This is a genomic window from Pseudomonas sp. UBA6315 (assembly GCF_002438125.1).
Classification (GTDB): domain Bacteria; phylum Pseudomonadota; class Gammaproteobacteria; order Pseudomonadales; family Pseudomonadaceae; genus Aquipseudomonas; species Aquipseudomonas faucium.
The window spans coordinates 1-7,318 of sequence record NZ_DJTF01000185.1 but is presented as its reverse complement, the minus strand read 5'-3'; the positions used below and the strand labels follow the sequence as shown (position 1 = coordinate 7,318).

Here is a 7,318-nt window from a genome sequence, read left to right as displayed (position 1 = left end):
CAAGACTTGCCACCGTCGGGCCGTGTCAGACACGCGCCTGGTTATCGAACCCCAGCATGCCTGTTGCGCGGATGACCTTGTGGGTCAGGTAGCCGGCTTCGCTGGAGGCAGCGGAGGCGGCGAGAAAACCGGTGGTGAGCCAACGGTTGACCGTCTGGCCCTGGGCGTTCTTCTCGATGAAGTTGGCGTCGCGGTCCTGCTTCATCAGGTCGGCGATGCGGTCGAGCGCTTCGTCCCATTCGACCCGCACCCACTCCTTGCTGCCTGGCTTGCGCACCTCGGGGTACTGCAGGCGGCTGGCGCTGTGGATGAAGTCGAGCAGGCCGGCGCCTTTTGGGCACAGGGTGCCGCGGTTGACCGGGTGGTCGGCGTCGCCTTCGATGTGGATGATGTTCTGTTTGACGTTCTTGCCCGCATCGCCCTGGCTGTACAGGATCAGGCCGCAGCCGACCGAACAGTAGGGGCAGGTGTTACGGGTTTCTTTGGTGTGCGCCAGCTTGAAGTGACGCACCTGCTCGGCAAACGCAGGCGTCGGGGCCATGCCCAACGCTGCCAGGCTCGAGCCTCCAAGGCCGACGGCGGCGACCTTGAAGAACTGCCGACGGTTGAGGTCCATCGTGCACTCCTGATCAGGTGGTGGACGCACGGAACATGGCCGGCGCCTCTTGGTAGTCACGGGGGGCGGTTTTGACGGCCGCCAATAGATAAGACTAGTCAAGAATCGAGAAGGTGCGATGACATGGGTCAGCAGTTATGGCCCTTTCGCGGGGCATGAAGGTTGCGCTGTACCTGTGGGAGCGGGCTTGCCCCGCGAAGAGGACAGTAGCCGTAAGACATTTCTGAACCTGAAACCAAATGCTTCAGGTTTTGCATCTTTGGGAATTATCCTACGGTCGCTACTGAAGTTTCGCTGTTGTCGGGGAAATGCCTCACGGATAACGTTCTCGGGTCGCTTTGCCGACCGGGCGTGAGAACCCGATTGACACAACAGCACCGTCGTTATGGCGGTCGTGCGCGGGCAGGCTTCGGCCTGGCCGAGTTTTGCTCTTGTTCCTCGGTTTCTCACCCCGCGCACGGCTGCCACCCACAATCCGTGAGAAAGATTGAAGTGGCAGCTTCCTTAAGCCGAACAAGAGTTAGCTGCCATGAAGAAAATCGTCCCCGATCCACCCCGCCGTAAACCCATCACCACCCCATTTTTCAGCGTCCAATCCGATATGTACCCACCCGACGCCCTGGCCCACGCCAGCGAGCTCCTCCGTGGCGTCATCGAAACCCTCGACGAACACTGCCGCGCCCGCGCCGGTGAACACGGCCTGAGCATGTTGAGCAATGCGATGCATGCCAGCGAGATCGCCTATTCGCTGGTGGAACATGTGCATACCCAGCTCTATGGCCTGCAGGCGGGGGAATGACGTTATGGCAGATGATGCCAAAGTCCTCACCACCGTTGGTGTGCAAACCTTCCTCGATGTCGGCAACCCGCCGATTGACCTGCTGCGTGTGCAGCCTGGGGTTCCAGTCGATGATGCCTACGAGCAGGTTTCGATATTGCTGGGCTACATCAGGCACCTGGTGCGCGAGGGTGATATGGAAGATGACCATAAAATGCTCGGTGCAGCGGACTATCTGAGTGCTTTGGCCAAGGCGCTGATGAACGATATCGAGATCGCCAAGAACCGGTTGCATTGACCTTGAGGGCCTCTTCGCGGGGCAAGCCCGCTCCCACAGGTACAGCGCAACCTTCATGCCTGCGCAGAACCTGTGGGAGCGGGCTTGCCCCGCGAAGAGGACGGTAGCGACACCTACCGGACATCAGTTTCGGATATGGACTACATCCTCGCGCAAAAACTGCCTGCTAGCTTGCCCGGCCGAACAGTCCTCAGGGGTAACGCTCGCATGCCTTCGAACCATGGCCGTTTCAGTCTTTTCATGTGCGCTGTGCTTTTTGCCGCAACCTCACAGGCAGACGCCCCCTCCCCCATCACCGCCGAAGCCGCCCGCAACATGGCCGCCGCGGCCGAACACGCAGCCCGCGCCCAGGGTTATGCCATCGTCATCAGCATCGTCGACAACCATGGCAACCTGAAACACTTCCACCGCATGGACGGCACCAGCAGCGGCAGCATCCAGGTTGCGCAGCTCAAGGCATCGACGTCTGCCCGCTTCCCCCTGTCCTCACGCGCGCTCGGCGAACGCAGCGCCGCATTGCCAGCCAACCCCTACGCCTCCTTGCCGGGCTTCACACTGCTCGGCGGCGGTTTGCCGATCATGGATGCCAACGGCCAGCACATCGGCGGCATCGGTATCAGCGGTGCAACCCCGGAACTGGACGCGCAGTTCGCCCAGGCGGCGCTGGATGCCGACGCCTGAGCAAGCGGGCAATCAGGCGGCGCCCAGCGGCAGGTCGCGGGCGATGTTGAGCGCGGCACTGCTTTGCGCCACCGGCATGATTTCGATGGTGTTGATGTTCACGTGCGCAGGCTGCTCGGCGATCCAGGCGACTGTGGCGGCGATGTCCTCTGGCAGGATGGCTTCCACATCGCGGTACAGCGCCTCCACGGCATTGAGGTCGCCGTTCAGGCGCACCACCGAGAAATCGGTGCCCGAGCACAGGCCCGGCTCGATGTTGCTCACCCGCACCCGCGTGCCTGCCAGGTCGGCGCGCAGGTTGAGGCTGAACTGGCGCACGAAGGCCTTGCTGGCGCCATAGACGTTGCCGCCCGGGTACGGGTAGGTGCCGGCAATCGAGCCGATGTTGATGATCATCCCGCGGTCGGCTTCCACCATTTGCGGCAGGATCTTGTGGGTCACCATGGCCAGGCCGGTGATGTTGGTGTCGATCATCCGCTGCCAGTTCTCGGCGCTGGACACCTGGGCGCGCTCGACGCCCAGCGCCAGCCCGGCATTGTTCACCAGCAGGTCGATCTGCAGCGAGGCGTCGCGAATCTGCTCCACCGCCGCTTCCAGCGATGCAGCATCGGTCACATCCAGCGCCAGCGGGATGAAGTTGACGCCCAGCTCGCGCTCCAGCGCCTGCAGCTTGTCCATGCGCCGGGCGCCGCCGATCACGCGGTAGCCCTTGCTGACCAGGGTGCGGCAGATGGCCCGGCCAAAGCCCGAGGAGGCGCCGGTTACGAATGCGGTTTTCATCAGGTTGTCTCCTTTTGAGAAATGTCAGGCCAGGTACTTCACGCCCAGGCTGGTGAACAGGCACAGCATCGAGAACACCAGCGCCTTGCGGACCACTTCGTTGCCTTTGCGCAAGGCCAGGGCGCTGCCCATGTGGTTGCCGAGGATGTTGCAGGCCACCAGCGGCAAGGCCAGCAGGTAGACGACCTTGCCCGCCATGATGAAGGCCACCAGGGCGCCGATGTTCGAGGCGAAGTTGAAGGTCTTGGAGTTGGCCGAGCTGGACACCAGGTCCATGCGCAGCAGGTAGTGGAAGGCGATGATGAACATGCTGCCGGTGCCGGGGCCGAAGAAGCCGTCATAGAAGCCAATGGCCAGGCAAGTCAGCGGCACCACGGTGTAGAGCACCCGCGGCGACAGCTCGCGCTCCTGCACCGGGCGGTCCTTGGGGGTGAGAAAGATCAGGATGCCGAACGGGATCAGCGCCAGGATGATCTTGCCCACGGTTTCCTGGGAAATCGACACGATCAGGTGCGCGCCAAGGTAGGCGCCGAGTAGCGAGAACGGTACGCCGACCAGGGCGACCTTCCACACCATCTTGCTGTTGGCCAGGAAATTGCGGATGGCCGCCAGCGTGCCCAGGGTACTGACCAGTTTTTCCTGGCCCAGGGCAACCTGGGGCGGCATGCCCACCAGCAGGAAGCCCGGTACCAGAAACAGCCCGCCGCCCCCGGCGATGCTGTCGACGAAGCCAGCGATGAAGGCAATGGTGCCCAACAGCAGAATCGCCAGCAGCCAATGTTCCGCCCAGAAGGCGCCTAACAGTTCCATAGCAGTTGTTCCTTGAGTGTGGCGATGGCTCAGGAGAGCACTTCGTAGAGGTGATCGGCGCGGGCGAAGTGCACCCGGTTCAGGTCGTTGACCGCGAACAGGCGCAGCAGCCAGCGGTCGGCGCCATCGTTCTGGGGTTCGAAACCATCGCGGGCATGCAGCACGCGCTGGTTCTTGAAGATCATGAAGTCGCCCGGCAGCAGCAGGTGCGGCTCATCGAAACGGCGGGTTTCCAGCAGGCTGCGCAGGCTGGCCAGGGCTTGCTCGGCGCGCAGGTTCAGGCCGTGGGTGTTTTCGCTGTCGAAACGGCACAGCCACTCGCCGGCATGGCCGCGCACCAGCACCGGCAGTTCGGCGGTGCAGCGGCGGTTGCCGGTGAACGAGTCCGGGCGGCGGATTTCGAACTGCGCCAGGCTCAGTTCGCGCACGGTGGCCAGGGGTAGCGCCGCCAACACGGCATCGAGGTTGACCAGGGTGGTGCTGATACGCGGGTCGCAGCGCATGCCGAAGAAGGACAGGTATTCCGGGCAGCAGGACGCTGCGCCCAGCGGCTCGCTGGACAACGGCAGGTCCGGGTTGTCGACGTGGTAGGAGAATCGCAGGCGCGAACCGTGCGAGCTCTTGTGGCTGGACGAGGTGCGCGCCGGGATGACATGACGGAACAAGCGGCCGTCGTTTTCACCTTCATAGACGATCGGGTTGATGCCCATCAGGCATTGCATGGTCAGGCTGACCAGGCAGGCGACTGGCGTGCTGCGCGGGCTGAGTACCCCGGAGTACGGCGTGGGCGGCACATCCCGGTCACGCGGGCAGTTGCGCACGATCATGCTGGTCAACTGCGGGTCTTCGACGAACCCGCGGATCTGCTGGCACAGGGCCTTGCCCAGCACCTCCTGGGCCTGGTCCTTCAGTTGGGGGTAGAGCTCTTTGCTGGTCTCGAAGTCCAGAGGGGTGTTGTGCAGTAACGTTTGCCAGGCGCTCGAGACGACCCAGGGCAGGCGAATCTCCAGCGAGGTCCGGGCCTCGGCTGCTTGTTGCAGGTGTGCGCTTTCCATTTCGGGTGATATTCCATTGGCCATTCGGTGTCGTGCTTTGCCGGGCAGAGGCGGCAGACATTGTCTTTTTGAAGCCATTCACATCTGGTCGAACGCTTGCTGGGGAGCTGCTCACGCCCCCTTTGAATTGCATCGACTCAATCATTGTAATTACAAGAATAAAGTCGATTCAATTGATTTCTATGAGCGATTACACGCACGATTTAATCGACTCAATCAACTTATTGATTTCAAAAGATTTCTCAATGAAGCCACTAGGACTGGCGATCTTCACGGCTCGAGGTACGTGACGAAACAGCCATTCGAGGGTGCTCAAGAACGAATCAATCGATGCAATTTACCTGTAGGAAAACACAATTACTTCCATCTGACCTTTCGTGCTAGGCTTCCGCGTTCTCGCAGCTTCTGGTGCCATTTCTATGTGGGTTCCTCACTACAGCGACCTGGCGCAGCCGGTCTACCTGATGATTGCCGACGCCCTCGAGCAGGACATCGGCAGCGGCCGGCTGGCAGCAGGCGATCGCCTGCCGACGCTCAAGGACCTGGCCGAATCATTGAACGTGACGCCTGGCACCATCGGCCGGGCCTATGACGAAGCCGCCAAGCGCGGGTTGGTGGTCGGTGAGGTTGGCCGGGGTACTTTCGTGCTACAGCAGCGGCCGGCTGCACCCACGCCGGCGCCAGCGACCCCGCCTGCGCCTGGCCCGCGCCAGCACGAAAGCGGGCAGATCGACCTGTCGATCATCAAGCCCAACGATGCCCACATGACCGACTGGCTGCGGGGCGCCATCACCGAGCTGGCGGCATCGCCCGACCTGGTTCAGGTGCTCGACTACGTCACCGAAGGCGGCCACGCGACGCACAAGCAGGCAGGCGCCGCCTGGATTCAACGGTGGCTGCCCGAGGCCCGCTGGCAGCAGGTGGTGCTGACGTCAGGTGCGCAGCACGGCCTGCTGGTTGCCATCAGCAGCCTGTCGAAGAGCGATGACGTGATCCTCTGCGAATCGTTCTGCTACCCCGGCATCATTTCCCTTGCCCACAGCATGGGCCGCCGGCTGCGTGGCGTGGCCATGGATGAACACGGGCTGATTCCCGAAGCGTTGCGCGCGGCCTGCGAGGAGCACCGCCCTTCCCTGCTGGTGTGCGTGACCACGCATCAGAACCCGACCAACTCGATCATGCCCCACGAACGCCGCGAAGCCATCGCCGCGATTGCCCGCGAGTTCGACCTGTTCATCGTCGACGACGACATTTACGGGTTCCTTGAGTCGGCCCCGGACTACCAGCCGCTGGCGGCCTATGCACCGGAGCGTTCGGTATACCTGACCAGCCTGTCCAAGAGCGTGCTGCCGGCGCTGCGCATCGGCTACTTGTATGCCCCGCCGCAAACCCTGTCGCGGCTTTCGTCGATGGTGCGCAGCAGTGTCTGGATGCCTTCGCCGCTGATGGCGCAGCTGGCCAGCAACTTGATCAACAGCGGCATGGCCGACCAGTTGGTGAAGGTGCAGCAGGACGAAGCGGCCGCGCGCCAGCAGATGGCCCGGGAAGTTCTGGGCAAATACAAGATTCGCAGCCAGCCCAACAGCTTCCATCTATGGCTGGAGCTGCCCGAGCCCTGGACCAGCGATGAATTCGCCAACCTGGCGCGCAACAATGGGGTCACGGTGGTCAGTGGCAGCCAGTTCCTGCCCGAACGCAGCCCTGCCGCCTGCGGCGTGCGCATTGCGCTGATGACTCCTAGCCGTGCGGAGCTGGGCTTTGCCTTGACCAAGCTTGCCAGCCTGCTGGACTCGCCGGAGCCGCGGCTGTTCTATTGAAGGGCTTAGCTCTGCGTAATAGCGCCATAAAAAAAGCCCAAGGCAATCGCCTTGGGCTTTTTTAGTACAGGCTTCGCGCTGAATCAGAACGGAATGTCGTCATCGAAGCTGTCGAAGTCAGCCGCCGGCTGTGGCGCAGGCTGCTGCGGCGCTGGGCGCTGCTGGGCCTGTTGCGGGCGCGGGGCCTGCTGGCGCTGAGGGGCCTGGTTGTACTGTTGCTGCTGGCCACCCTGGTTGTAGTTGTTGCCACCACCTTGGTTGTACTGGTCGCCGCCACCTTGCTGGTTCTGCGGACGGCCGCCGAGCAGCTGCATGGTGCCCTGCATGTCGACGATGATTTCAGTGGTGTAGCGCTTGATGCCGTCTTTTTCCCACTCGCGGGTCTGCAGCTTGCCTTCGATGTACACCTGCGAACCCTTGCGCAGGTATTCGCCGGCGATTTCGGCAACCTTGCCGAACATCGACACACGGTGCCACTCGGTA

The 7,318-nt window shown here is 62.5% G+C and carries 8 protein-coding genes and 1 pseudogene; 4 read left to right on the top strand and 5 right to left on the bottom strand.

What is annotated here, in order from left to right; translation table 11 throughout:
* Window positions 1–28 precede the first annotated feature (28 nt).
* Window positions 29–616, bottom strand: a pseudogene (locus tag B3E94_RS22425) (molybdopterin-dependent oxidoreductase); the annotation flags it as partial.
* A 529-nt stretch (window positions 617–1,145) separates the two neighbouring features.
* On the opposite strand from B3E94_RS22425, the gene B3E94_RS22420 reads away from it, so the two are divergent.
* The 3 genes from B3E94_RS22420 (at window position 1,146) to B3E94_RS22410 (ending at window position 2,373) form a co-directional block, all read left to right on the top strand.
* Window positions 1,146–1,415 carry a hypothetical protein gene (locus tag B3E94_RS22420; RefSeq protein ID WP_286915261.1) on the top strand — a complete coding sequence of 90 codons (270 nt, stop codon included), beginning with the start codon at window positions 1,146–1,148 and terminating at the stop codon, window positions 1,413–1,415.
* A gap of 4 nt (window positions 1,416–1,419) precedes the next feature.
* On the top strand, window positions 1,420–1,692 hold the full coding sequence (locus tag B3E94_RS22415; protein ID WP_286915260.1) for a DUF3077 domain-containing protein: 273 nt from the start codon (window positions 1,420–1,422) through the stop codon (window positions 1,690–1,692).
* Between the two features lie 135 nt (window positions 1,693–1,827).
* A complete protein-coding gene (locus B3E94_RS22410) occupies window positions 1,828–2,373 on the top strand; it encodes a heme-binding protein (RefSeq protein WP_349681715.1) in 546 nt (181 codons plus the stop codon).
* Between the two features lie 12 nt (window positions 2,374–2,385).
* Here B3E94_RS22410 and B3E94_RS22405 read toward each other — a convergent pair whose 3' ends face one another.
* Genes B3E94_RS22405 through B3E94_RS22395 form a run of 3 tightly spaced genes read right to left on the bottom strand, consistent with a single transcriptional unit; the run spans window position 2,386 to window position 5,018 of the window.
* Window positions 2,386–3,153, bottom strand: coding sequence for an SDR family NAD(P)-dependent oxidoreductase (locus tag B3E94_RS22405; protein WP_176515248.1), 768 nt, complete (start codon window positions 3,151–3,153; stop codon window positions 2,386–2,388).
* A gap of 24 nt (window positions 3,154–3,177) precedes the next feature.
* Entirely contained in the window at window positions 3,178–3,963 is a 786-nt protein-coding gene (locus B3E94_RS22400; protein ID WP_176515246.1) for a sulfite exporter TauE/SafE family protein, read from the bottom strand.
* A gap of 29 nt (window positions 3,964–3,992) precedes the next feature.
* The gene (locus B3E94_RS22395; RefSeq protein WP_286915257.1) at window positions 3,993–5,018 is read right to left on the bottom strand and encodes a TauD/TfdA family dioxygenase; all 1,026 of its coding nucleotides are present in this window, start codon (window positions 5,016–5,018) and stop codon (window positions 3,993–3,995) included.
* A gap of 419 nt (window positions 5,019–5,437) precedes the next feature.
* On the opposite strand from B3E94_RS22395, the gene B3E94_RS22390 reads away from it, so the two are divergent.
* Window positions 5,438–6,835 (top strand): PLP-dependent aminotransferase family protein, encoded by a 1,398-nt coding sequence (locus tag B3E94_RS22390; protein WP_286915256.1) that lies wholly within the window; start codon window positions 5,438–5,440, stop codon window positions 6,833–6,835.
* Between the two features lie 83 nt (window positions 6,836–6,918).
* Here B3E94_RS22390 and ssb read toward each other — a convergent pair.
* Window positions 6,919–7,318 (bottom strand): single-stranded DNA-binding protein (gene ssb / locus B3E94_RS22385; protein WP_286915255.1); only part of this gene is annotated, 400 nt, incomplete at its 5' end.

Bases quoted from the DNA above. Each gene is read 5' to 3' on its own strand.
- B3E94_RS22420 (WP_286915261.1), top strand. From the start codon at position 1,146: ATGAAGAAAATCGTCCCCGATCCACCCCGCCGTAAACCCATCACCACC.
- B3E94_RS22415 (WP_286915260.1), top strand. From the start codon at position 1,420: ATGGCAGATGATGCCAAAGTCCTCACCACCGTTGGTGTGCAAACCTTC.
- B3E94_RS22410 (WP_349681715.1), top strand. From the start codon at position 1,828: ATGGACTACATCCTCGCGCAAAAACTGCCTGCTAGCTTGCCCGGCCGA.
- B3E94_RS22405 (WP_176515248.1), bottom strand. From the start codon at position 3,153: ATGAAAACCGCATTCGTAACCGGCGCCTCCTCGGGCTTTGGCCGGGCC.
- B3E94_RS22400 (WP_176515246.1), bottom strand. From the start codon at position 3,963: ATGGAACTGTTAGGCGCCTTCTGGGCGGAACATTGGCTGCTGGCGATT.
- B3E94_RS22395 (WP_286915257.1), bottom strand. From the start codon at position 5,018: ATGGAAAGCGCACACCTGCAACAAGCAGCCGAGGCCCGGACCTCGCTG.
- B3E94_RS22390 (WP_286915256.1), top strand. From the start codon at position 5,438: ATGTGGGTTCCTCACTACAGCGACCTGGCGCAGCCGGTCTACCTGATG.